This window comes from Kitasatospora sp. NPDC030952, from assembly GCF_055571335.1.
In genome coordinates this window covers 1-20,389 of sequence record NZ_JBVIFM010000024.1, presented here as the reverse complement: position 1 = coordinate 20,389, position 20,389 = coordinate 1, and the positions used below count along the sequence as shown (strand labels likewise).

Sequence of the window (20,389 nt, the reverse complement as noted above, 5' to 3'; positions counted from 1 at the left end):
CTTCCCCGGGCGCTGCCCGGCACCCCCGCCCGGCAGGGCCGATCCCGCTGTGCACCTGGGCTCGGAGCCCCGCCCTGTCGGACGGTTACGAGCACGGCCGCGCAGCACACTGCTCGTCCTCGGGGGCCACGGTGGCAGGGTCGGCCGGCCGCGGCGCGGTCAGCACGCCGAGCAGCCGGGCCACCTCCCGGGCCACCGCCTCGCGGCCGTCGCCCAGGTAGGCCCGGGTGTCGACCAGCGCGGGGTCGGCGGCGAGGCGGCGGCGGACCGCCTCGGTGAAGGCCTTGTTGAGGTGGGTGGCGATGTTGATCTTCGTCATGCCGTGGGCGACGGCCGCCGCCAGCGCGTCGTCCGCGACCCCCGAGGAGCCGTGCAGCACCAGCGGCACCGGCACGGCCGCCCGCAGCGCGGCGATCAGGCCGAGGTCCAGCGCGGCGGTGCGGGTCAGCATGGCGTGCGAGGTGCCGACGGCCACCGCCAGCGCGTCGACGCCGGTGTGCGCCACGAAGCCGGCGGCCTCCGCCGGATCCGTCCGGGCGCCGGGGGCGTGCACGCCGTCCTTGCCGCCGACCTCGCCCAACTCGGCCTCCACCCACACCCCCGCGTCGTGGCACACCCGGGCCACCTCGGCGGTGGCGCGCACGTTCTGCCCATACGGCAGCACCGACGCGTCGAACATCACCGAGCCGAAGCCCAGCCGGAGCGCCTGCTCCACCAGCGGCCGGTCAGTGGCGTGGTCCAGGTGGACGGCCACCGGTACGGCGGCGGCCCGGGCCACCGCCAGCGTCGCGGTGCCGATCGGCGCCAGGCCGCCGTGGTAGCGCACCGCGTTCTGGCTGAGCTGCAGCACCACCGGCGCTCCGGCGGCCTCCGCCCCGGCGACGATCGCCTCGGCGTGCTCCAGCTGGATGACGTTGAACGCTCCGACGCCGTGGCCGCCGCGCAGCGCGGGCCCGACGATCTCTCCGGTTCCGACGAGGGTCACGGTTCTCCTTGGGGCTGTGCCGACTGGGGGTGGGTCACCTGCGGCCGTCCGGGCCGGGGCGGTTCACGGCCGATCGGCGGTTCACGGCCGGTCCAGCACGATCGAGCGGGTGAGGTGGCGCGGCCGGTCCGGGTCGAGGCCGCGCCGGACGGCGAGGCCGACGGCCAGCCGCTGGACCCGGACCAGCTCGGCCAGTGGGTCCAGCCGCGGCACGCTGACCGCCGCGCCGGTCGCCTCGGCCTCCCGGACCAGGCCGGCGGGCGGGGTGCCGAGGAACCACACCAGGCCCTCGGGGCCGCTGACGCTGATCGGGCCGTGGCGGTACTCCATGGCCGGGTAGGACTCGGTCCAGGAGCCGGAGGCCTCCCGGACCTTGAGCGCGGCCTCGTTCGCCACCCCGTGGCTCCAGCCCGTCCCGAGGAAGGTGAACTGCCGCGCCGCCAGGGCCCCCGGCGGCAGCGGGGCGTCGATCGCCGTACGGGCCTGGGCGGGCAGGTCGGCCGGCGCGGCGCCGAGGTGGGCGCGCAGCAGCGCGAGGGCGGTGGTGGCGAACCTGGTCTGGACGACGGACCGCTCGTCGGCGAACTCCAGTGCCACCAGGTGGCGGGCGGCGGCGCCGATCGGGGTGCCCGGGTCGGCGGTGATCGCCACCGTCTCGGTCGTGCCCAGCGCGGCGAGGGCGTCGAGCACCTCGGTGGTGGTGCCGGAGCGGGAGAGCGCGACCACCCGGTCGTAGCGGCGCCCGGCCGGGAACTCGGAGGCCGCGAAGGCGTCGGTCTCGCCGAGTCCGAGGGTCTCGCGGAGCGCCGCGTAGGCCTGGGCGATGTAGAGCGAGGTGCCGCAGCCGAGGACGGCCACCCGCTCGCCGGGCTCGGGCAGGTGGCGCGGGGTCAGTTCCAGGGCGCGCTGCCAGCACTCGGGCTGGCTGGCGATCTCTTCGTCGACGTGGGCCATCAGGTCCTCCTGCGCGGGACTGCACGAATGTGCGTGAAGATGATCGATTTATAGTCCAGCCCTCACGCAGTGCGCAACAGTGCGCAGCCTCGATCATCTTCGAGCAGCCCCTCCACCGACCGACAGCCCGCTCCCCCGCCACGGCCGGGCGTCCGCCACCCCCACCTGCGGCTGGACCCACCCGCGACCGGCGGCACCCGTCGAGGCCGAAGATCATCACGCTATTCACCGATCCGAGCTATTCCGGCCCGTCGATGTATCCGGCGATGGCTAAGCTCACCGTTCTGTGATCGAACGTCAGACAAGCCGAACAGTGCAGGAAACCGCCGACGTCGTCGTCCTCGGCGCCGGACCGGCCGGACTCACCCTCGCCAACCTCCTGCACGCCGCCGGGATCGACTGCGTCGTCCTCGAACGCGCCGACCGCGCCCACGTCCGGACCAGGGCCCGGGCCGGCTTCCTCGCCGCCAACACCGTCCGGGTGCTGGACCGCCACGGCCTCGCCGAGGGCCTGCACCGGAACGGCCGGCCGCACGGCACCTGCGAGTTCCGCACCGAGGACGGCAGCTTCCGGCTCGACTACGGCGCCCTCGGCCGCCGCGAGCAGCACACCGTCTACCCCCAACAGGACCTGGTCACCGACCTGTTGACCCACTACCTGGAGGCGGGCGGGCGGATCGCCTTCGAGACCGAGGCCGAGGCCGTCCAGGAGGCCACCGGCCCCCGCCCCACCGTGACCGTCCGGGACGCCGAGGGCCGCCCCGGCCGGTGGTCGGCCCGGTACGTGGCCGGCTGCGACGGCCGCCACGGCGCCGCCCGCCGCTCCCTGCCCGCCGGCACCCGCCGCTACCACCGCGACCACGGCGTCACCTGGCTCGGCCTGCTCGCCGAGGCGCCCCCGAGCATGGACGCCGTCGGCTACGCGATGCACCCCGCCGGCTTCGCCGGCCACATGGCCCGCACCGCCGACATCACCCGCTACTACCTCCAGTACGAGCGCGGCGCCCCCGCCGACGCCTGGCCGGAGGAGCGGATCCGGGCCGAGCTCGACCTGCGGTTGCGCAGCGCCGAACACGGACCGCTGCACCACGGCCGGATCGTCCAACGCTCCGTCATCGACCTGGAGTCCGACGTGATCGAGCCGCTGCGGCACGGCTCGCTGCTGCTCGCCGGGGACGCCGCGAGCCTGCCCGCCCCCGCCGCCGCCAAGGGCGCCAACCTCGCCGTCCTGGAGGCCGAGCTCCTCGCCGAGGCCCTGATCGACGACCTCGCCCACGGCGACTCCCGGGCGCTCGACGGCTACTCCGCGCGCTGCCTCGCCCACATATGGCGGGCCCAGGACTTCGCCCACTGGATGATCCAGTTCCTGCACTCGCCCACCGGACCGGGCGAGGAATCGTTCTTCCACGAATCCATGCGGCGCTCACGCGTCGAATCCCTGCGCACCTCGCGCACCCACCAGGACTGGTTCGCCGAGAACTACGTCGGCATCTGACCGTCACCTGAACCGTCCCGCCCACCGGAACGAGGACTCCCGCCCCATGACCGCGACACCCCCGGACGACACCGACCGCCTGCGCGCCACGGCCGACTTCGTCAGGGAGCACGACACCGCCGGCCTGCTCCCGCTGCTGCTGCCCGGCCTGGACGGCCCGGAACGCCGGGCCCTGATCGAGCGCTGCCGCTTCTCCCACGCCGCACTGCTCGTCCTGCCCCCGGACGCCGCCACGCTCCGCGCCCAACTCGCCGCCTGCGGACTGGACTTCGACGCACCCCCGCAGCCCAGCGTGGTGGTCCGCGGCCGGCTGGCCCGCCGCCACGGCCGGGCCGAGGCCGACCTCGACGTCACCATCCTGCGCCCGCCGGTGCCCGGCCCGGACGGCGAGCGGACCGTCGAGGTGTTCGCCCTCACCGTGCCGCCCGGCTCGGACCTCGCCGACCTCGCCGACCACGAACGCGCCCACGACCACGAGGCGCACCTCGCCTTCGAGGTCTCCGACCCGGACCCGCTGGCGCTGCGCGGCCTGTGCGCACTGTTCGCCCGGCACGGCGCCACCCCCGACGGCGGCGGCCACAACCCCCACGAGGACTCCACCGTCCTCTACTTCACCGCCCCCGCCGGTGCCCGCACCGGCTACCGCCGGGTGGAGCTGCACGCCCACGGCGACCACCGCGCGGTGCTCGCCGACCACCTGGGCCAGGACCCGGCCCAGCACTCCGCCGAGACCCTGCTGCAGCAGCTGACCGGCGCCTGGACCACCCAGGCCCTGGCGGTCAGCGCCCGGATGGGGCTGCCCGACGCCCTGGGCAGCCGGACCGGCACCACCGCGGCCGACCTCGCCGCCGCGCTCGACGCCCACCCGCAGAGCCTGACGACCCTGCTGCGCTACCTCACCATGCTGGGCGTCGTCACCGAGGACCAGGACGGCTACCGGCTCACCGGCACGGGCGCCCTGCTGCGCGCCGACGCCCCCGGCTCGATGCGGCCGCTGGCGCTGATGTACGGCGGGCCGTTCTACCGCTCCTTCGGCGAGCTGGAGCACACCGTGCGCACCGGCCGGGCCGCCTTCGACCACCTCTTCGGCGAGAACCACTTCGACCACTTCGCCCGCGACCCCGAACTCGCCGAGCTCTTCGACCAGTCCATGGCCGCCGGCGCCCGGATGTTCGACCCGCTCCCGGCCCACCCGGTCGTCACGGCGGCCGCCGCCGGCGCCGGCACCCTCGTGGACATCGCGGGCGGCAACGGCGAACTGCTCGGCCGACTGCTGTCCGCCCACCCGACGCTGCGCGGGACCCTGCTGGAACGCCCGCACGCCGTGGCGGCGGCCCGCCGCCGACTCGACGCCGCCGGCCTCGGCGAGCGCTGCGACTACGTGACGGGCGACTTCGCGGACGTCCCCGCGGACGCGGACGTCTACGTGCTGTCCCGGGTGCTGCACGACTGGGACGACGAGCGCTGTGCCGGGATCCTGCGCCACTGCGCCCGCGCCATGCCCGCCCACGCCGACCTGCTGATCGTCGAACGGCTGCTGCCCGACGACGGCTCGGCCTCGCTGGCCACCGCGTGGGACGTCCACATGATGTGCAACACCGGCGGCCGGGAGCGCCGCGCCGACCACTACGCCCGGCTGCTCGCCGACGCCGGGCTGCACCTGCTGGGCCACTCCCCGCTCCCGCTGGGCGGCGCCGTGCTGCACGCCCGCCGGGCCGCCGTCCCGGCCCCGGCCGGCCCTGCGCATTCTGCTCCGGCCCGCTCCGGGCGCTGACCCGCCGGTGGCCCACCGCTGACCCGTCAGTGCCTCGCCGGGTGCTCCGCCGCCGACCGGTGGCGGGGCATCCCGGTCTCAGCGCCCGGGCCGTCTCGCCTCGACGTAGTCGACGACCTGCATCATGCCGAGGTCCTCGTGCTGGAGCTGGTGGCAGTGGGCGACCACCCGGCCGGTGAAGTCCTGGTACCGGACCAGGAAGGTGACGGTGTCCCCGGGCCGGCCGCCCGCCAGGTCCACGGTGTCCTGCCAGACCGGCGGGTCCAGCCGCTCGCCGTTGCGGTGGGTCACCTGGACGTGGTTGGTGTGCAGGTGGAAGGGGTGGTGGAAGGCCCGGTTGGTCTCGTCGGTGCGCAGCGTCCAGCGCTCGACGGTGTCCAGCTCCAGGGTGTGGTTGACGAAGCCGGGATCGAACAGGCCGTAGGCCCGGTCCCGGGTGAGGTCGCCGTCCGGGTCGGCCGCGGGGGTCGGGTGGCTGCCCAGCATCCGGAAGGCGTTGGCGAACGGGCCGGTGAAGACGTTGGGGTCGACGTGGAAGACCACCTCGCGGTCCGCGTCCGGGTCGGTGAGGTCGCTCTCGTCCAGGAAGGGTTTGCCGGCCGGCAGGTCGGTGGGCAGCTCCATCGGCGGGTCGACGGGCTCGCCCGCCACCTGGACCGTCAGCAGCGGATCGGCCACCCCGTCGGCCCGCAGCAGGTAGCTGCCGGGGTCGCCGCCCCGGACCAGGACGTCGGCCCGGTTGCCCATGGCCAGCCGGACGGTGTCGGTGGCGACCACGGCGGGGAAGGTCACGCCGTCCTGGGCGATCTGGTGGAGGGTCTGGTCCGGCCCGTCCCCGGTGAGCCGCAGCGCCAGCGCGGTGAAGGCGGTGGCGCAGACCAGCCGCCAGCGCTGCACCTCGCCCGGCCGCAGGGTGACGGTGGGGTTGACCGCGCCGTTGACGGTCAGCACCGGCGGCACGGCGGCGAGCGCGTTGCCGGCGTCGAAGGCGGGGACTTCGCCGTCCTTGAGCCGGAGTTCGTTGACGCAGACCACGAGGTCCGCGGCGGCCGCGATCTCGGGCACCTCGTCGACGTCGCCCTGGACGATCAGCACCCCGGCCATCCCGCCGACGAGGTGGGTGGAGGTGGCCCCGTGCAGGTGCGGGTGGTACCAGAAGGTGCCGGCCGGGTGGTCGGCCGGGATGTCGATGGTCGTCAGGTACCGCGGCTCCGGGGCGTCGGCCTCGACCTCCTCGGCGGTGCGCGGCGCGAACACCCGGAGCACGTTGTCGGCGTCCCCGGTCGGGTCGACGTGCAGGCCGTGGGTGTGCAGGTTGAAGCTGTTGAAGCCGTGCGGCCGGTTGTGGTCCCCGCTGTGGGGCGCGTTCGGCGGCAGGCCGTTGACCTGGGTCAGCCGCAGGGTGTCCCCGGCGCCCACCCGCAGGGTCGGGCCGGGGATCGTCCCGTTGTAGGTGCGGGTGCGGACCGTCCCGTGGCCGGGGACGTCGATCTCGGTGAACCGCACGTCGAGCGTCTCCTCCAGCACCGCCCCCGGACGGCCGGCCACCCGCCGCGCGGTCCGTACGGCCGGCTGCGCGAAGGCGACGGGCGCGGCCGCGGCGGACCACCGGGAGAGGATCCCGTCGGACGCCGCCACCAGGACGGCGGCCGGGATCGCCCTGAGCATCGACCGACGACTGAATCCGACATTTTCGCTCATGGTCGGGCAATCTAGATCAGCTCAGCGCTGACACCCGCTCAAGCACACCGCGCGCCCGCCAGACATTGCCCATTCATGACCCTCGGGCTTCCCCGCCCCCTCGGGCTCCCGGACCCTCAGCCGGACCAGACGGTCACCGTGGCCTCGACCTGGTAGTCCGCCGCTTCGATGGAGTCGATCTTGATCAGGGCGGTACGGCCGCCAGGGGTCTTCAGGCAGACCAGCGACCCGACCCTCACGTGCGCCGAGTTGCCCGGGTGGCTCGCGGCCCAGTCCGCACAGGCGGCTCCGGAGGGCGGCGCCTGTCCGGTCCAGATGCCGAAGCTGTCGTGGTCGCTCTGGATCTCCTCGCGCAGCACGGCCGCGGTCGCGCTGAACTCGGTCGCGTAGATGCCGTGTGGGAAGCCGGGGGCACGCCCCGGCGGGGTGAGGTCGAAGTCGGCCCCGCCCTCCATGGTGATGGCGACCTGCCCGCTCCAGGCCACGGCGGGGCCGGTCGAGGACGGCGCGGGCGGGTTCGGCGCCGCGGTGGTCGCCACACCGGTCGACCCAGCCGCCGCCGTGGTCGACACCGGATTCGCCGCCGGGTTCGCCGCCGGGTTCGCCGCCGGAGTCTCGGGCTCGCCGCCCGAGGGCCGGATCGCCGTCCCGAGGATCAGCGCCAGCACCCCGACCGCGACCACCCCGACCCGCGCGCCCCCGCTCTTCGGCCCCGGCAGGCTGATCCCCGCCCCGCTCGCGGCCTCCTTGGCGAACGCCACCACGAAGCAGAGCAGCCCGAACACCCACAACGTGATGGTTCCCGCCATGGCCCGTCCCCCGTGTTCCACCCGCACCCACCCAGCTCGAACCCGCAGATGGTACCGGGATTCCGACCCCCCGACAGCCGATTTCGCCGCGCCCTCCACGGCATCCCCGCGTTCGCTTCGGTGCGTCGGTCCTGCTCCGACCGGGGCGTCCGGGCTCCGGCACGAGGCAGGACGCCGGCCGCCCGACCGAGCGGTTGGCAAGGATCAACAACCATGGGCAATGCTCCCTAGCCCCAGGGTCGGGCCGCCCGCGCACCCGTGAGGTCTATAGCCTGTGGCGGCACAGCCGGTGATCCACAGGAGAGGCAGAGGAATGACCTTGCTGCTCGCCCACGTCAGCGACCTGCACCTGGACGGCGGTGAACGGGCGACCCGGCGCGCCACCCGGGTGACGGACCACCTGCGGGCCCTGCCCCGCCCGGTCGACGCCCTGGCCTTCCACGCCCTGGCCTTCCACGCCCTGGACGGCGAGCACCGCCTGACCACCCACTACCGGGTGGTGGTCTGACCCGTGCCGGCACGTTTCCGCAGCGGTGAGGTGATCGTCCGCCGGGAGATCCTGGACGGCCGCGAGTGGCTGGTCTACCCGGTCCGGGTGGTCGCCGACGACGGCGGGCAACTCGCCGTCCACCTGGTCCGGGGCACCCCGCTGACCTTCGGCGGCGGCGAGTTCTCCTGGGGCCTCCACCCGTGGGTCCACTTCGACCACAGCTGGCAGTCCGAGGACGTCCTCCAGCTCCAGCGCCCCGGCGACGGCTACGCGGTGTGGGCCCGGTACCAGGGCGGCGAACTCGTCGACTGGTACGTCAACTTCCAGGAGCCGCTGCGGCGCACCGGGCGCGGCTTCGACACCCTCGACCAGGAACTCGACCTGGTGATCCCGGCCGACGGCTCCGCCTACCGCTGGAAGGACGTCGACCACTTCGAGGAGCGGGTGCGCTCCGGCGGCTTCACCCCGGAGCAGGCCCGAGCCGTCCGCGCGGCCGCCGACGAGGTGGTCGGGCTGATCGAGGGCGGGGACGCCTGGTGGGAGCAGTGGCGCCACTGGCGCCCGCTCGGCGAACACGCCGTCCCCGGGCGGGTGGAGCTGACGCCCGGGGGCTGATCCGGGTTCTGGGGCCTGACTTCGAATGGTGCGCAGCCACGAGGCGGTGGGCGAGTTCCGGCGGCAGCTGGAGACGCTGCGCGAGCTGGTCGAACTGAGCAACGGGCTCAACCGCCCCGCCCTCCAGGTCCGCGGCCCCGTGGCCCCGGCCCGCTGCGCCTGCGGGCTGAAGCTCGCCTTCCAGCGGGGCGACCTCGACTCCGCCGGCGAACTGATCCAGCAGGTGCGGGCCGGTCTGCAACTGCTCTCCCTCCGGGACCAGATCCGATTCGAGGTCCAGCCCGCCGAGGCGGCGTGCGCGGCGCCGGAACGGCTGCCCGGGTCGACGCGGTTCGACGCGACGGCACGGGCCTGCCATCGGCATCAGGGCGTGTCTGACGCCGCGCGCCCGGCGGGAATTGTCAGACACGCCCTATGGGCCGGGCCGCGCCGGCCGGGCGTCGATCTCGACCCAGACCGTCTTGCCGTCGTCGTGCGGCACCGCCCCCCAGCGGGTGGCGGCCTTCTGGACGATGAACAGCCCGTGCCCGCCCGGCACGCCCGGGCGGTGCGGGCGGCGCGGCTCGGGCAGGTCGGTCGAGCGGTCACTGACCTCGATCCGCAACCGGGCCTCGGAGGCGTCCAGGACGAGGTCGACCGGGCCGCCGGCGTGCAGCATGGCGTTGGCGACCAGTTCGGCGACCACCAGCACGATGTCGTCCTCGGCGCCGGCCTCGCTCATCGGCCAGGACCAGTCGGCGACGGCCTGCGCGGTGTACGCCCGGGCGCGGGCGACGGGCTTGGGCAACCCCGCCAGGTGCAGCCGCCGGCGCTGCCCGCCGGGCGGCAGGGTGGGGCCGGTGCCCGGCCGGTCGCCGTCCAGGGTGGCCCGGCTCGTCGTCATGTGCGGGATCCCCTTCGGTTCCGGCGCGCTCGGTGACGGCGCTCTGTTCCGCTTCGTCTGCTCGGTTTCCCGACCACTGCCGAATTATGCGTGTCCTGGGCCGACCGTGGTGGTCACCGGGGTGCGGCGAGGGCGGCGTCCACGGACGGGTGGAGCTCGAACACGGCGTCGGTGCAGGTCAGTTCCAGCAGCCGCTGGACGGTGCCGGAGGGCGCCGCGAGCCGGAAGACGACCTCCGCCTCGGCGGCCGACATCCGGGTCTGCAGCAGCAGGTTCAGTCCGGAGGAGTCGCAGAAGTCGACCCGGGCGAGGTCGACGACGAGCAACGGCGGACGCTGCTCCACCAGTTCGTCGAGGGCGGCCCGGGCGGGTGCCAGGGTCTCGATGTCGAGGTCGCCCGCCAGCGCGCAGACGGCGGCCCGGGTGTCGGTGTGCCAGGTGTGCACGACCAGGTCGGGCCCGGGCGGGGTGACCGTCCGGGAGGGGTCGGCGGGGGCGGTGGTCGGCGGCACGGTCACGGACTCGTTCTCTGCGGGCATCGTCTTCTCGGCTGGCATCGTCGTCGTGTTCCCTCCACGGGTGTGCTCCACGAGCCTACGCACGCCACCCGGCCCAGGGCCAGGCCGTGGGCCCGGCGACCCGGGCCGCGGGTGACGTGCGCGGTGTCGCGGGTGGCGTGCGTGGTGTCGTGGGTGCTCCTGGTGGCCGTGCGGCCGGGTCAGCCGGCGGTGAGGTCCGCGCGCAGGCTCTTCAGGGTGCGGCTGAGCAGACGGGAGACGTGCATCTGGGACAGGCCGAGACGGGCGCCGATCTGGGACTGGGTGAGTTCCTCGCCGAAGCGCAGGGACAGGATCAGCCGGTCGCGTTCCGGCAGGGCGGCGATCAGCGGCTTGAGGACGATCAGGTTCTCCAGGGTGTCGAACCGCGGATCCTCCGCGCCGAGCCGCTGGGCGAGCGGGCCCGGATCCTCCTCGCCGTCGGTCGCCGGGGCGTCCAGGGAGCCGGCGATGTGGCCGTTGGCGGCCGTGAGCCCCTCGATCACCTCCTCCTCCGTCAGGTCGAGGTGTGCGGCCAGCTCGGGCACGGTGGGCGAGCGGCCCAGCCGCTGGAACAGCACGTCGCGGGCCTTGGCGAGGGTGATGCGCAGCTCCTGGAGGCGGCGCGGCACGTGCACCGCCCAGGTGGAGTCGCGGAAGTGCCGGCGGATCTCGCCCAGGATCGTCGGCAGCGCGAAGGTGACGAACTCCGCGCCGTGGTCGGGGTCGAAGCGGTCGATCGCCTTGATCAGGCCGACCGAGCCGACCTGCATCAGGTCCTCGTCGGGCTCCCGGCGGTTGCCGACCCGCCGGATCGCGAACCGCACCAGCGACAGGTTGAGTTCGATCAGCGTGGCCCGCACGTACGAGTACGCGCGGGTGCCCTCCTCCAGGGTCGCGAGCCGGGCCAGCAGCACCCGGGTCAGCTCGCGCGCGTCACCGGGTGCGACCTGCCGCGGGTCCTCGATGCCGGCGAGTTCCGGAAACTCGGGGTGCCCCGGGTGTCCCGGGAGCCCCTGGCGTTCTTGCTGTCCCTGCTGTTCCTGCTGTCCCTGCTGTTCCTGCTGTCCCTGCTGTCCCTGGCGTCCCTGCTGTTCGTGCTGTCCCTGGTGCCCCTGGACGGCGGCCCGGTGGGCGCCGGACGCGTCGACCGTCGAGGCCTCGTCCGGAGCCGGGGCTGTCACGCGGTGGAGGAGTTCGTCACTGGTCGTGGCCATGTCGGTCCTTTCCCCTCGGCGTACGGTCCGTCCCCGGGTACCCGCCGTGGTCGGTTCCATGCCGGTTCTCCTTGTGAGGGTTACGTGAACGAACGACCCCGACGGCGGCGTGGTGCCGCCTTCCGCCTCGCGTCCGCCGTACGTCGTGCATGCCGTGCATGCCGGGCCGGGATCGGGGCACCCGAAGCCGGTACAGGACGACGGAGCCGAGGAGGAGAAGGAGAACCGGACGATGGGACGGATCGAGGAATCGGTCGAGATAGCCGCGCCGCTCGGCGAGGTCTACCGGCACTGGGTGCACTGCGAGGACTTCCCGCAGTTCATGCGCGGCGTGGTCAGCGTGGACGTCTCCAGCCGCGGCCACAGCAGCTGGGTGGTCGAAACCGCGGGCGGCCGACGGGAGTTCCGGGCCGTGACCACGGAGGTGGTGGAGGACGAGCGGGTCGCCTGGGACGGCGCGGGCGGCCCGGTGCGGCACAGCGGCGTGGTGACCTTCCATCACGTCGACGACGGCACCACCCGGGTGATGCTCCAGCTGGAGGTCGAACCCCACGGGCTCTGGGCGCACCTCGCCGAGGCGCTCGGCTTCGTGGACCGCCGGGTCATCGACGACCTCAACGACTTCAAGCACCACGTCGAGCGGAACGGCGGAGCGGACGCCGATCCGGGGGCATGAACCCCGGCATCGGGGGCAGCCGAGCCGTTACCGGAGCAGAACAGACGAGACGAACGAACCGAACGAGCAGACGAGACGAACGGACGAGACGAACGGAGGCAGTCATGACCGAGCGCCACAACATCTGGGAGTTCCGCACGACCGCCGGGCACACCGCCGGCACCGACCTCGTCGGCTTCCACGTCGAGGCCACCGACGGCGCGATCGGCAAGGTCGACAAGCTGTCCGAGGAGGTCGACGAGCAGTACCTGGTCGTCGACACCGGGCCGTGGATCTTCGGCCGCCGGGTCCTGCTCCCGGCCGGCACCGTGACCCGCATCGAGATCGCCGAACGCAAGGTCTACGTCGACCGGACCAGGGACGAGATCAAGCACAGCCCCGACCTCGACGACGGCGGGGACGACCAGGAGGCCGACACCCGCGGACGCTTCGGGCCCTACTACGACCCGTTCTACGGCGGCCGGATCCTCTGACCGGGCAGCCGGAGGACGCGCCGGGAGACCGGACCCGACAGACCGACAGGCAGCACAGAGCGACAAGCACCACAGAGGCAGCACAGACGGACGGGCGGGGACGACCGCGGCCGACCCCGCCCGAAGGAACCCGGGAAAGGGGAACCCTTCCATGGAACGTCTCACCACCCGGATCACCATGCGACTGATGACCGGCGACGAACGCAGCCGGGACCTGGACGTCCACTGGTCCTACCGCGCCGACGAACCCCACGCGACGGAGCTGGACTTCACCTCCTACCAGCCGAACGCGGTGTGGTCGCTCTCCCGCGACCTGCTGCTCGCCGGCCTGCACGGGCCCGCCGGCGAGGGGGACGTCCACGTCACGCCGTTCGACGACACCAGCGTGCTGATAGCCCTCGCCGGCGAGGAGGGCGTGGCCCTGCTCGCCGCCTCCACCGAGGAGGTCGCCGACTTCCTGGCCGCCACCACGCGGCTCGTCCCGCCGGGGCAGGAACACGACCGGATCGACTGGGACCGCGGCCTGAAGGAACTGCTGGCCGCGTGACCGCGCACCGCGTCACCTCAGCACGCGAAACCGCACCACGCGCCGAACCGCACCGCAGCGCACCGCACCGCAGCGCACCGAACTGCACCGCACCGCACCGCACCGAGAGGATTGCTCCCCGATGACCACCGCCCCCGCCCAGCCCGGCCTGCCGCCCCCGGCCCCGGAGCCCCCGGCGCCGCCGCGCCCGGCCCAGCCGTCCGGCCCGCCCCTGGTGCCCGACCCGCCGCCACCGCCCGGCTCGCCGGTGCCCCCGCCGGCCCCGCGGCCCGCCCCCGGACCGGTTCCCGAGCCGGCCACCCCGCACCCGGGCCGGCCCCACCCGGTCGAGCCGCCCGACTAGCACCTCGACGGCCCCCGGCCCCCGACCCCCCGTAGCGGAAAGCGGAAAGGAGACGGCAGGACATGTGGTGGAGCCTGCTCCGCCTCGCCGTCGTCGGCGTCGCGGCCGCCCTCCTCACCTTCGGCCTCGACCGGGCCGTCCAGCTGGTGGCCCGACGGCTGTCCGTCCCGTGGGGCGGCGCCGGCGACGTTCCGGACGTGCTGCGCCGCTGCCGCCACCCGGTGCTGGCGCTGACCGCCTGCCTGCTGCTCTCCGCCGCCCAGCCGTGGATAGCCGCCCCGCCCGCCGTCCGCGACGGGCTGCGGCACCTGGCGGTGATCCTGGCGATCACCGCCGGCGGCTGGCTGTGCGGCCGGCTGGTGGCGATCGTGGTGGACGGCGCCGCCCGGCTGGCCGTGTACCGCCGCGAGCCGGCCTGGGCGGGCCGGGCCCGTACCCAGGCCAGTCTGCTCGGGCGGATCTGCCAGGCGGTGGTGGCCGTGGTGACGCTGGGCGCCGTGTTGATGACCTTCCCCGCGGTACGCGGGGTCGGCACCAGCCTGCTGGCCTCCGCCGGACTGGTCGGCGTGGTGGCGGGCGTGGCGGCGCAGAGCACCCTCGCCAACCTGTTCGCCGGGGTGCAGCTGGCCTTCGGGGACCTCGCCCGGATCGGCGACGTCGTGGTGGTGGCCGGCGAGTGGGGGACGGTCGAGGAGATCACCCTGACCACCGTGGTGATCGAGACCTGGGACCAGCGGCGGCTGATGATGCCGATGTCCTACTTCGTCGGGCGCCCGTTCGAGAACTGGTCCCGCCGCTCCAGCCGGATCACCGGCACCGCGCTGCTCCACCTCGACCACCACGCGCCGATCGGGCTGCTGCGCGGGGAGTTCGAGGACTACCTGGCCAAGAGCGAGCTGTGGGACGGCCAGGGCAGCGCGCTCCAGGTGGTCGACACCACCCCCACCACCATCGTGGTCCGGGTGCTGGCGACGGCCGCCGACGGCAGCGACGCCTTCGAACTCCGCTGCCGGCTGCGCGAGCACCTCATCGGCTACCTGCGCGACCAGCACCCGTACGCCCTGCCCCGCCTCCCCGTCGCGGAGGCACCCACCCGGCGGCCGGACGGCCGGGACCACCCCCGCACCCCCCGGCCGCCGCACGCCCGCCGCACGGGCGCGGGCCCGCGCCCTGAGGACTCGACCTGAGGACCCGACCTGTGCGCCCGCCCTGTGTGCCCGACCTGTGCGCCCGACCTGAGGACCCGCCCCGGGGCGGCGGAGCCGCCACGGCGGGCGCACAGTAGGCTGAGCTGCTCAGATGATCTTCAGGAGAGTCATGACCAGCACCCGTCCCCGCGTCCTGTTCGTCACCGACCTCGCCTACCAGGCGCGGGGCCGGCGCTACTGCGACGAGGACATCCGGCTCTCCACCCTCCTGCGCGAGGACTTCGACATCGCCCTCTGCCACCCGCTGGACGCCGTCCGGCTGCTGGACGCCTTCGACGTGGTGCTCGTCCGCAACAGCGGCCCGGTGCTCAACTACCGCGCCGAGTACGAGGAGTTCCGCAGCCGGGCGCTGGAGCGCGGAGCGCGGGTGTACACCCAGCTGACCGGGCGCGCCGACATGGCCGGCAAGCAGTACCTGCTCGACCTCACCGCCGCCGGGTACCCCGTCATCCCCACCGTCGACCGCGCCGAGGACCTCCACCGGCTGCCCGTGGTGCCCGAGTACGTCGTCAAGCCGAAGCTCGGCGCCGACTCCATCGGCCTGCGGACCGTACCGCGCGAGCAGCTCGACACCGTCGCGTACGGCGAGGACGTCCTGGTCCAGCCGCTGATCCCGTTCACCTACGAGGTCTCGTTCTACTTCGTCGACGACGCCTTCCAGTACGCCCTGCACGCCCCCGACCCCGAGCAGCGCTGGCGCCTCGAACCGTACCGACCCAGCGCCGCCGACCTGGAGTTCGCCCAGCGCTTCATCGCCTGGAACACCGTCGAGCACGGCATCCAGCGGGTGGACGCCTGCCGCACCCCCGAGGGCGGACTCCTCCTGGTCGAACTGGAGGACCTCAACCCCTACCTCTCCCTCGACCTGGTCGACCAGGCCACCCAGGACCGGTTCACCGCCGCCCTCAAGGCCTCCCTGCACGCCCTCGCCAGTCGGCCCTGACCAGCCGGGCCGCCTCCGTCAGCACCGCACCCAGCGGCAGGCCGATCCGCGCCACGGCCAGCTCGTCACCACGGGTCGCGCCCTGGTTGACGATCACCACCGGCGTGCCCGCGCGGGCCGCCCGGCGGACGAACCGCAGCCCCGACAGCACCGTGAGCGAGGAGCCCAGCACCACCAACGCCTGTGCCGCGTCCACGAGTTCGAAGCAGTGCTGGACGCGCGGCTTCGGCACGCTCTCGCCGAAGAAGACCACGTCCGGCTTGAGCACTCCCCCGCACACCGCACAGGCGGCCACCCGGAATCTCGCCACCAGCTCCGGCGCCAACTCGGCGTCGCCGTCCGGGTTGACCCGTGCCGCGCCGTCCCGGAAACCGGCGTTCAGCTCCTCCAGCCGCCGGTCCAGCTCCATCCGTGAGCCGGTCCGGCGGCACCCCAGGCACACCACCCGGTGCAGCCCGCCGTGCAGTTCCACCGCCGTCCGGGTACCGGCCGCGCGGTGCAGGCCGTCCACGTTCTGGGTGATCACCGCCGACACGTGCCCCGAGCGCCGCAGCCGCTCCACCGCCCGGTGCCCGGCATTGGGCTCGACCCCCGCGATCGCCCGCCACCCGACGTGGCTGCGCGCCCAGTACCGCTGCCGGGCCGCCGCGCTCCCGGTGAACTCCTGGAAGGTCATCGGCACCCCGCGCCGCCGACTGCCCGTCTCGCCCCGGTAGTCCGGGATGCCGGACTCCGTCGACAACCCGGCCCCGCTGAGCACCACCACCCCCCGCCCGGCCAGCAGCCGCACCAGCACCGCCAGGCCGGCCGCATCGGCCGCCGTGCCGCCGGGAGTCGTCGCGAGCGCACCCATGCCGTCCAGGGTAGGACCGGGCCGCGTGCGGGTGCGAGGCGCGGGTGCGGGGCGCAGTGCGGGGCGCAGTGCGGGGCGCAGTGCGGGGCGCGGCGGCCGGCCCTCAGCCCGGTCAGCCGGCGCTCAGCCGCCGAGGGGTTCCGCCGCCGGGTGCTCGGGGTCGTAGGCGGGCCAGCCCGGGTCGCCGGTCCGGGCGAACGCCGTCCACGCGCCGTGCACCCGGGCGGCCAGCCCGGCCGGGGCGGGGGCCGGACCGAGCAGGCCGTCGGGGCCGTGCAACCAGGGCTCGTCGGCCAGGTCGAAGACGAAGGGCAGCTCGATGGTGTGGGCCGCGCCGAGGCGTCCGTCCAGGGCGGTCGAGCGGTAGCCGAAGGAGTAGCGGTGGGTGCGGCCGCCGGAGATCCGGGCGTGGGCCCGGGCGAGGCGCTCCGTCCCGGCCTCGAACAGGGCGTGGGCGAGTACGGCGGAGCGCAGTTCGCCCGGGGTGGCGTGCGGCCGTTGCGTGCGCAGGGCGGCGAGGACGGCGTCCGGCTCCGCCAGCAGCCCGGCAGCGGCCGCGCGCAGCCCCTCCTCGGTGGTGGACTCCAGCTCGCCCCGCGGCACCAGGTAGAGGTTCGCCTCCTCGGCGTTGGTGCCGATCAGCAGGTCGACGTGCCGGGCCGGGCCGTCGGCGAGGGCGTCCGCGGGCTGGACGGGCAGGACCAGGCCGAGCGGGCTGAGTCCGGCCAGCGGATCCTGGGCGGTGGCGGTGCGCAGATCGAGGCCGGTGAGGGCGGGCAGCACGGCCAGGAAGCGCTCGTCCGGGACGGCGGCGAAGGCCTCGGCGGTCGGGTCGACGCCCAGCGCGGCGGCCGCGGCGGCGGTGACCCGCCGGGCCTGTTCCGGGGTGAACGCGCCGGTACCGCTGCCGCTCTGGACGATCGCCCGCCGGAACAGACCCCGGGCCTCCGGCGCCGCCAGTAGCGCGCAGGTGAGCGTGGCGCCCGCGGACTCCCCGAACACGGTGACGTTCCCGGGGTCGCCGCCGAAGGCCGCGATCGTGTCGCGCACCCAGCGCAGCGCGGCGAGCACGTCCAGCAGGCCGCGGTTGGCGGGGGCGTCCGGCAGGTCGAGGAACCCGGGGATGCCGAGGCGGTAGTTCACCGTCACCAGGACGACGCCGTCCCGGGCGAAGGCGCGGCCGTCGTAGAGGGCGGCGCGGTTGGAGCCCGTGATGAAGCCGCCGCCGTGCACGTAGACCATCACCGGGCGCCGGCCGGCGTCGGCGGCGGGGGTGTGGACGTCGGCGGTGAGGTACTCCTCGCCGGGCACCCAGCCCGGCCCGAAGTAGGGACTCACGTTCAGCCGGGCGAAGGCGCGGGCCGGCTGCGGGGCCGTGGCCGAGGGCCGGGTGGCGTCGCGGACGCCGGACCAGCCCGGGTGCGGGGCGGGCGGGGCGAAGCGGGCGGCGCCGCTCGGTGCCGCCGCGTAGGGGACGGCGCGGTAGCGCTCGCCGGCGCCGTCCCGGAGGCCGCGCACGGCTCCGGCCGGGGTGACGACGACCGGTTCTGTCTGTCGGGGCATGGGACTCGATCCCTCTCGGCTGGTCCATCGATGTGTGGGTGCGGGTGTACGGGTGTCGGGGGTACGGGTGTCGGGGGTACGGGTGTCGGGGTGCGTCAGGCGATGCGGGGAAAGCCCGCCCACTCCTTGACCGCGAACCGCGACCCGCGGCGCGCGACCTCCACGGCGCCGCTGCCGCCGAAGTGCGCCGGGAACACCAGCGCGTGCTGGTCGACGGCGCGGCCGAGCAGCCGGTGCCGGGTGGCGCGGGACTGGGCCGGGTCCTCGCAGAAGCAGGAGTTGGTGTCCGGCTCGGCGAGTTGGAGCGCGGTGTGCACCAAGTCCCCGACGAACAGGGCCCGTTCGCCGCCGGAGTCCAGGGTGAGCACGGACGATCCGGGGGTGTGCCCGGGTGCCGGGTCGAGCCGCAGGTTCCGGTCGATCCGGTGGCCGCCCTCCCAGAGCCGCACCTGCCCGGCGCGGTGGACCGGCGCGACGCTGTCCTCGAAGACGTTCCGGTTCCCCTCGCCCAGCACGCTCCGGTGTCCGTTGGCCGGGTCCCAGAACTCGAAGTCCCGGCGGGGCATCAGGTAGTCGGCGTTGGGGAAGGTCGGCACCCAGTCCCGGCCGTCGAGGCGGGTGTTCCAGCCGACGTGGTCGATGTGCAGGTGGGTGTTGACGACCAGGTCGACGTCCTCGGGCCGCACCCCGGCGGCGGCCAGGTTGTCGAGGTAGTCGGTGTCCAGCCGGTGCCACACCGGCGCGTGCGGCCGCTCCTTGTGGTTGCCCACCCCGGTGTCGACCAGGATCGTACGGCCCTCGCTGCGCAGCAGCCAGGTCTGGATCGCGGTGCGGCACTGGTCGGTGGCCGGGTCCCAGAAGTCGGGCGCCAGCCAGTCGCGGTGCCGCTGCCACGCGCCGTCGGGGCTGTCCGGGAAGAACTGCCCGGGGGTCAGCCCGGCCGGGCCGTAGTACTCCTTGACCCGGGTGACGGTGACGTCGCCGAGGGTGAGCTGTTCCGGGTTGCGATCCATGGGGTCCGTCCTGCGGTCCGGGGCACTCCCCGGGGCGGGCGGCCGACTGGGACCGAGCCTCGGCGCTCCGGCCGACGGGGGCCAGACCCGGCCGTTCGTACCCCTCGCAGGGTGTGGCTGGAGCCGGTCGCCCGCCGAATACTGGGGTGATGAACGGACCAGGACCTCTCGGCACCTTCCTCCGGGCCCGGCGGACGCGGCTGCGGCCCGCGGACGTCGGCCTGCGCGAACTCGGGCCCCGCAGAAGGGTGTCCGGGCTCCGCCGGGAGGAGGTGGCCCAGCTGGCGGGCGTCAGCGTCTCCTACTACACCCGGCTGGAACAGGGGCTGTCCCGCGGCGCCTCGGCCGAGGTACTGGACGCGATCGCCCGCGCCCTCCTGCTCGGCGGCCATGAGCGCGAGCACCTCGACCGGCTCGCCGGCGCCGCCCGCCACGCACCCCGGATGCGCCGCCCCCGTCCCGAGCATCTCGCGGAGGAGACCCGTGACCTGCTGCGCGCCGTGGCCGGCGTCCCGGCGCTGGTGCTCGGCCGCCGTACGGACGTGCTGGCCTGGAACGCCCTCGGGCACGCGCTGCTGGCCGGCCACCTGGACCGGCACGGCCCGGAGGACCCGGCGCGGCGACCGAACCTGAGCCGGATGCTGTTCCTGGACGCCCACACCCGGGAGCTGTACGCGGACTGGCCGCGCAAGGCCCGTACCGTGGTCGGGAACCTGCGCACCGCCGTCGGCCGGCACCCGGAGGACCGGCTGCTCGCCGAGCTGATCGGCGAACTGACCATGAACAGCCCGGAGTTCGTCGCCCTGTGGGCCGACCACCGGGTGGCGCCCTGCGACACCGACGCCCACCAGCTGCACCATCCGGTGGTCGGCACCCTGGCGGTGACCCAGCAGATGCTGTCGATCGCCCGCTCGCCGGGCCAGGTGCTCGTCGTCCACACCGCCCCGGCCGGTTCCGCCTCCGAGCAGGCCCTCGCCCTGCTCGGCCGGGCGGGCGAGTTCGGGGCCGGGGCCGGGGTCGGGGTCGGATACGAGTCCGGGTCCGGGGTCGGGTCCGGGTCCGGGTCCGGGCAGCGGGACCGGCGGGAGACGATGCCGAGTCGTTCATCCGTGCACCAGGACTGATGCATCATGCTCAATCATGCTTATAATCGCCCAGCTTCGATCACGTATGAGCATTCTTCGAGGAGGCCGCGATCGCCACCGACCGCATCACGCTGTCCGGCGCCCGGCTCGTCCTGCCCGGCGGCGTCGTCGAGGGCGGGCGCCTCGCCGTCGAGGGCTCCCGGATCGCGACCATCGCGAGCGGGGA

The 20,389-nt window shown here is 74.5% G+C and carries 20 protein-coding genes and 1 pseudogene; 11 read left to right on the top strand and 10 right to left on the bottom strand.

Features of this window, described 5'->3' with window-relative positions; translation table 11 throughout:
- Positions 1-85: 85 nt before the first annotated feature.
- Both ACZ47G_RS31965 and ACZ47G_RS31960 read right to left on the bottom strand, forming a co-directional pair.
- Entirely contained in the window at positions 86-985 is a 900-nt protein-coding gene (locus tag ACZ47G_RS31965) for a class II fructose-bisphosphate aldolase (protein WP_465748693.1), read from the bottom strand.
- A gap of 81 nt (positions 986-1,066) precedes the next feature.
- Complete coding sequence (locus ACZ47G_RS31960) at positions 1,067-1,939, bottom strand: SIS domain-containing protein (RefSeq protein WP_465748691.1); 873 nt, start codon at positions 1,937-1,939, stop codon at positions 1,067-1,069.
- A 313-nt stretch (positions 1,940-2,252) separates the two neighbouring features.
- Here ACZ47G_RS31960 and ACZ47G_RS31955 point away from each other — a divergent pair, with 313 nt between their 5' ends.
- Together ACZ47G_RS31955 and ACZ47G_RS31950 are read left to right on the top strand one after the other, a co-directional pair.
- Entirely contained in the window at positions 2,253-3,434 is a 1,182-nt protein-coding gene (locus ACZ47G_RS31955) for a 4-hydroxybenzoate 3-monooxygenase (protein ID WP_465748689.1), read from the top strand.
- A gap of 46 nt (positions 3,435-3,480) precedes the next feature.
- The gene (locus ACZ47G_RS31950; protein WP_465748687.1) at positions 3,481-5,208 is read left to right on the top strand and encodes a methyltransferase; all 1,728 of its coding nucleotides are present in this window, start codon (positions 3,481-3,483) and stop codon (positions 5,206-5,208) included.
- Between the two features lie 78 nt (positions 5,209-5,286).
- Here the strand turns inward: ACZ47G_RS31950 and ACZ47G_RS31945 are convergent, their stop codons facing one another.
- Both ACZ47G_RS31945 and ACZ47G_RS31940 read right to left on the bottom strand, forming a co-directional pair.
- Positions 5,287-6,909 (bottom strand): multicopper oxidase family protein, encoded by a 1,623-nt coding sequence (locus ACZ47G_RS31945; RefSeq protein ID WP_465748685.1) that lies wholly within the window; start codon positions 6,907-6,909, stop codon positions 5,287-5,289.
- A 116-nt stretch (positions 6,910-7,025) separates the two neighbouring features.
- Positions 7,026-7,718, bottom strand: a complete 693-nt coding sequence (locus ACZ47G_RS31940) for a hypothetical protein (RefSeq protein WP_465748683.1) — start codon at positions 7,716-7,718, stop codon at positions 7,026-7,028.
- Positions 7,719-8,031: 313 nt separating this feature from the next.
- On the opposite strand from ACZ47G_RS31940, the pseudogene ACZ47G_RS31935 reads away from it, so the two are divergent.
- A pseudogene (locus ACZ47G_RS31935) lies at positions 8,032-8,193 on the top strand (phosphodiesterase); the annotation flags it as partial.
- A 36-nt stretch (positions 8,194-8,229) separates the two neighbouring features.
- Positions 8,230-8,823 (top strand): DUF402 domain-containing protein, encoded by a 594-nt coding sequence (locus tag ACZ47G_RS31930; RefSeq protein WP_465748681.1) that lies wholly within the window; start codon positions 8,230-8,232, stop codon positions 8,821-8,823.
- A 412-nt stretch (positions 8,824-9,235) separates the two neighbouring features.
- Here ACZ47G_RS31930 and ACZ47G_RS31925 read toward each other — a convergent pair whose 3' ends face one another.
- From ACZ47G_RS31925 to ACZ47G_RS31915, 3 genes are all read right to left on the bottom strand, one after another.
- Positions 9,236-9,706 carry an ATP-binding protein gene (locus ACZ47G_RS31925; RefSeq protein WP_465748679.1) on the bottom strand — a complete coding sequence of 157 codons (471 nt, stop codon included), beginning with the start codon at positions 9,704-9,706 and terminating at the stop codon, positions 9,236-9,238.
- A 113-nt stretch (positions 9,707-9,819) separates the two neighbouring features.
- The gene (locus ACZ47G_RS31920; RefSeq protein ID WP_465748677.1) at positions 9,820-10,245 is read right to left on the bottom strand and encodes an STAS domain-containing protein; all 426 of its coding nucleotides are present in this window, start codon (positions 10,243-10,245) and stop codon (positions 9,820-9,822) included.
- 179 nt (positions 10,246-10,424) lie between these two features.
- Positions 10,425-11,459, bottom strand: coding sequence for an RNA polymerase sigma factor SigF (locus ACZ47G_RS31915; protein WP_465748675.1), 1,035 nt, complete (start codon positions 11,457-11,459; stop codon positions 10,425-10,427).
- Between the two features lie 232 nt (positions 11,460-11,691).
- Here ACZ47G_RS31915 and ACZ47G_RS31910 point away from each other — a divergent pair, with 232 nt between their 5' ends.
- From ACZ47G_RS31910 to ACZ47G_RS31885, 6 genes are all read left to right on the top strand, one after another.
- Complete coding sequence (locus ACZ47G_RS31910) at positions 11,692-12,135, top strand: SRPBCC family protein (RefSeq protein ID WP_465748674.1); 444 nt, start codon at positions 11,692-11,694, stop codon at positions 12,133-12,135.
- 104 nt (positions 12,136-12,239) lie between these two features.
- On the top strand, positions 12,240-12,608 hold the full coding sequence (locus ACZ47G_RS31905) for a PRC-barrel domain-containing protein (protein WP_465748672.1): 369 nt from the start codon (positions 12,240-12,242) through the stop codon (positions 12,606-12,608).
- A 151-nt stretch (positions 12,609-12,759) separates the two neighbouring features.
- On the top strand, positions 12,760-13,155 hold the full coding sequence (locus ACZ47G_RS31900) for an SsgA family sporulation/cell division regulator (RefSeq protein WP_465748670.1): 396 nt from the start codon (positions 12,760-12,762) through the stop codon (positions 13,153-13,155).
- 121 nt (positions 13,156-13,276) lie between these two features.
- Positions 13,277-13,498, top strand: a complete 222-nt coding sequence (locus ACZ47G_RS31895) for a hypothetical protein (protein WP_465748668.1) — start codon at positions 13,277-13,279, stop codon at positions 13,496-13,498.
- A gap of 62 nt (positions 13,499-13,560) precedes the next feature.
- Positions 13,561-14,685: a mechanosensitive ion channel family protein gene (locus tag ACZ47G_RS31890; RefSeq protein WP_465748666.1), complete on the top strand. Its 1,125-nt coding sequence runs from the start codon at positions 13,561-13,563 to the stop codon at positions 14,683-14,685.
- A 130-nt stretch (positions 14,686-14,815) separates the two neighbouring features.
- Complete coding sequence (locus ACZ47G_RS31885) at positions 14,816-15,649, top strand: ATP-grasp domain-containing protein (RefSeq protein ID WP_465748664.1); 834 nt, start codon at positions 14,816-14,818, stop codon at positions 15,647-15,649.
- On the opposite strand, the gene ACZ47G_RS31880 is transcribed toward ACZ47G_RS31885, so the two are convergent.
- From ACZ47G_RS31880 to ACZ47G_RS31870, 3 genes are all read right to left on the bottom strand, one after another.
- Positions 15,612-16,502 carry an NAD-dependent protein deacetylase gene (locus ACZ47G_RS31880; protein WP_465748662.1) on the bottom strand — a complete coding sequence of 297 codons (891 nt, stop codon included), beginning with the start codon at positions 16,500-16,502 and terminating at the stop codon, positions 15,612-15,614. The two genes, ACZ47G_RS31885 and ACZ47G_RS31880, sit on opposite strands and share 38 nt — an antisense overlap.
- A gap of 123 nt (positions 16,503-16,625) precedes the next feature.
- Positions 16,626-18,065 carry a carboxylesterase/lipase family protein gene (locus ACZ47G_RS31875; RefSeq protein ID WP_465748660.1) on the bottom strand — a complete coding sequence of 480 codons (1,440 nt, stop codon included), beginning with the start codon at positions 18,063-18,065 and terminating at the stop codon, positions 16,626-16,628.
- Between the two features lie 95 nt (positions 18,066-18,160).
- The gene (locus ACZ47G_RS31870) at positions 18,161-19,078 is read right to left on the bottom strand and encodes an MBL fold metallo-hydrolase (protein ID WP_465748658.1); all 918 of its coding nucleotides are present in this window, start codon (positions 19,076-19,078) and stop codon (positions 18,161-18,163) included.
- Between the two features lie 149 nt (positions 19,079-19,227).
- Between ACZ47G_RS31870 and ACZ47G_RS31865 the strand changes: the two genes are divergently transcribed.
- Positions 19,228-20,202, top strand: a complete 975-nt coding sequence (locus ACZ47G_RS31865; protein ID WP_465748656.1) for a helix-turn-helix domain-containing protein — start codon at positions 19,228-19,230, stop codon at positions 20,200-20,202.
- Positions 20,203-20,389 lie beyond the last annotated feature (187 nt).

What these genes read in the sequence shown, in the direction of transcription:
- ACZ47G_RS31960 (WP_465748691.1), bottom strand. Translation starts at nt 1,939, where the DNA reads ATGGCCCACGTCGACGAAGAGATCGCCAGCCAGCCCGAGTGCTGGCAG.
- ACZ47G_RS31870 (WP_465748658.1), bottom strand. Translation starts at nt 19,078, where the DNA reads ATGGATCGCAACCCGGAACAGCTCACCCTCGGCGACGTCACCGTCACC.
- ACZ47G_RS31885 (WP_465748664.1), top strand. Translation starts at nt 14,816, where the DNA reads ATGACCAGCACCCGTCCCCGCGTCCTGTTCGTCACCGACCTCGCCTAC.
- ACZ47G_RS31900 (WP_465748670.1), top strand. Translation starts at nt 12,760, where the DNA reads ATGGAACGTCTCACCACCCGGATCACCATGCGACTGATGACCGGCGAC.
- ACZ47G_RS31875 (WP_465748660.1), bottom strand. Translation starts at nt 18,065, where the DNA reads ATGCCCCGACAGACAGAACCGGTCGTCGTCACCCCGGCCGGAGCCGTG.
- ACZ47G_RS31905 (WP_465748672.1), top strand. Translation starts at nt 12,240, where the DNA reads ATGACCGAGCGCCACAACATCTGGGAGTTCCGCACGACCGCCGGGCAC.
- ACZ47G_RS31950 (WP_465748687.1), top strand. Translation starts at nt 3,481, where the DNA reads ATGACCGCGACACCCCCGGACGACACCGACCGCCTGCGCGCCACGGCC.
- ACZ47G_RS31915 (WP_465748675.1), bottom strand. Translation starts at nt 11,459, where the DNA reads ATGGCCACGACCAGTGACGAACTCCTCCACCGCGTGACAGCCCCGGCT.
- ACZ47G_RS31945 (WP_465748685.1), bottom strand. Translation starts at nt 6,909, where the DNA reads ATGAGCGAAAATGTCGGATTCAGTCGTCGGTCGATGCTCAGGGCGATC.
- ACZ47G_RS31925 (WP_465748679.1), bottom strand. Translation starts at nt 9,706, where the DNA reads ATGACGACGAGCCGGGCCACCCTGGACGGCGACCGGCCGGGCACCGGC.
- ACZ47G_RS31880 (WP_465748662.1), bottom strand. Translation starts at nt 16,502, where the DNA reads ATGGGTGCGCTCGCGACGACTCCCGGCGGCACGGCGGCCGATGCGGCC.
- ACZ47G_RS31895 (WP_465748668.1), top strand. Translation starts at nt 13,277, where the DNA reads ATGACCACCGCCCCCGCCCAGCCCGGCCTGCCGCCCCCGGCCCCGGAG.
- ACZ47G_RS31910 (WP_465748674.1), top strand. Translation starts at nt 11,692, where the DNA reads ATGGGACGGATCGAGGAATCGGTCGAGATAGCCGCGCCGCTCGGCGAG.
- ACZ47G_RS31865 (WP_465748656.1), top strand. Translation starts at nt 19,228, where the DNA reads ATGAACGGACCAGGACCTCTCGGCACCTTCCTCCGGGCCCGGCGGACG.
- ACZ47G_RS31920 (WP_465748677.1), bottom strand. Translation starts at nt 10,245, where the DNA reads ATGCCCGCAGAGAACGAGTCCGTGACCGTGCCGCCGACCACCGCCCCC.
- ACZ47G_RS31890 (WP_465748666.1), top strand. Translation starts at nt 13,561, where the DNA reads ATGTGGTGGAGCCTGCTCCGCCTCGCCGTCGTCGGCGTCGCGGCCGCC.
- ACZ47G_RS31940 (WP_465748683.1), bottom strand. Translation starts at nt 7,718, where the DNA reads ATGGCGGGAACCATCACGTTGTGGGTGTTCGGGCTGCTCTGCTTCGTG.